Annotated in this window: 1 protein-coding gene; it reads left to right on the top strand. The window is 68.8% G+C overall.

The window, feature by feature from the left end; translation table 11 throughout:
- Positions 1 to 1,559: autotransporter outer membrane beta-barrel domain-containing protein (locus WG78_RS15585; RefSeq protein ID WP_152969237.1), on the top strand; the 1,559-nt coding region annotated here is incomplete at both ends.

Genomic DNA, 1,559 nt, shown 5'->3' with positions numbered 1-1,559 from the left:
GATGGCGTGACGCCGGTGTCGGACATCACGCACGTCAATGTGGTCGACCTCAACAACCAGGTGATCGGTATCGCCACCTATGACGATGCCGCCACCGTCACCAGTGACGGCATCTGGCTGGGCTACAACCTGATCCAGCTGACCTTCAACCCGGGCCAGACCCTGCTGGTGCAAAGCGACCCCAACGGCGACAACACGCTGCTGGCGCGGCTGACCGGCAGCGGCAATGTCAATTTCTCGGGCAGCGGCGTGATGGTGCTGCAGAACCCGGCCAACGATTACAGCGGCAACACCACGGTGAGCGCCGGCACGCTGCAGCTGGCGCACGACCAGGCCATGGGCCACACCGCCGACGTGGCGCTGGCCAGCGGCGCGGGGCTGGATCTGGCGGGCAGGACGCAGGATATCGGCAGCCTGCATGGCGCGGCCGGTAGCACGCTGACCCTGAATGGCGGCGTGCTGAACGTGGCGCAGGGCGGCGACAGCGCCGGTGCGCTCAGCGGCGCCGGCACGCTCAATCTGGCCGGGGGCACGCTGGCGGTGCACGGCGCCAACAGCGCGCTGACGGCGACCACGCAGATCGCCGCGCCGGCCGTGGTGACGCTCGACCACGTGGCGGGCCTGGGCAGCGGCAATATCGTGCTGGCGGGCGAACTGGACCTGCAGGGCGCACAGGGCACGCTGGGCAATACGCTGACCGGCGCGGGCCGGTTCGGTATCCAGAACCAGTCGGCGGTGATGCTGGCCAGCCCGGCGCAACTGGCCGGTTTCAGCGGTGCGGTGACGGTGGACAGCGGCTCGCAGCTGACCGGGCTGGAAGCCGGTGCGCTGGGCAGCGGCAGCATCACCAACAACGGCACGGTGGTGCTGCAGAACACGCAGCCATGGGCCATCGCCAACCCCATCAGCGGCAACGGCAGCGTCACCAAAACGGGGGCGGGCACGCTGGTGGTCGACAGCGGGCTGACCTACAGCGGCAACACGCGCATCAGCGCAGGCACCTTGCAGGTGGGCACCACGTCGGCCGGGCGGCTGGACAGCACCGGCACCGTCACCATCGACAGCGCGGGTACGCTGACCGGGCTGGGCACGGTGGCGGGTTCGGTGATCAACAACGGGCTGATCAAGGCCATGGAAGGCGGCAGCAGCGCGACCCTGGCGGCGCGGCAGGGCCTGGTGCGCAATGTCATCCGGCCGCAGACCCGCATCAGCCAGAGTCCCAACAGTAATCTGACCATTGCGGGCGACCTGGCCAACCACGGCCTGATCGACCTGACCGGCAGCACGCCGGGCAACACGCTGACCATCAACGGCAACTACAGCAGCAACGGCGGCCAGCTGAGGCTGAACACCACGCTGGGCAACGACGCCTCGGCCACTGACCAGCTGATCGTGCATGGCAGCACGGCGGGGGCGACGGCGGTCAGCGTCAACAATCTGCACGGCGCGGGCGAGCAGACCGTCAACGGCATCAAGCTGGTGCAGGTGGACGGCGCCTCGGCCGGCACGTTTACGCTGCAGGGCCGGGCGGTAGCGGGGGCGTATGAATACTATCTGTT

Origin of the sequence: Amantichitinum ursilacus, from assembly GCF_001294205.1 — a bacterium.
Taxonomy (GTDB): Bacteria; Pseudomonadota; Gammaproteobacteria; order Burkholderiales; family Chitinibacteraceae; genus Amantichitinum; species Amantichitinum ursilacus.
This window is presented reverse-complemented; position numbering and strand designations above follow the sequence as displayed.